A 228-nucleotide genomic window follows, 5' to 3' on the forward strand; every position below is an offset into this window, starting at 1 on the left:
CTGGACGTGGGGGCCGGCACCGGCATCGCCACCCGGCTGCTGCACGGGCGCGGCGCCCGGGTGATCGCGGTGGAGCCGAGCCAGGGGATGGCCGACCAGCTGCGCGCGGTCAGCCCGCAGATCCCGGTGGTCCGCGGGGTGGGCGACGAGCTGCCCTGCCACGACGCCAGCGCCGACCTGGTCACCTACGCCCAGGCCTTCCACTGGACCGACCCGGAGCGCTCGGTG

At 76.8% G+C, this 228-nt stretch carries 1 protein-coding gene; it reads left to right on the forward strand.

What is annotated here, in order from left to right:
- On the forward strand, positions 1–228 hold a 228-nt coding region (locus tag C7C46_RS34085; RefSeq protein ID WP_146259368.1), incomplete at both ends, for a class I SAM-dependent methyltransferase.

It is taken from the genome of Streptomyces tateyamensis (assembly GCF_003205575.1).
Taxonomy (GTDB): Bacteria; Actinomycetota; Actinomycetes; order Streptomycetales; family Streptomycetaceae; genus Kitasatospora; species Kitasatospora tateyamensis.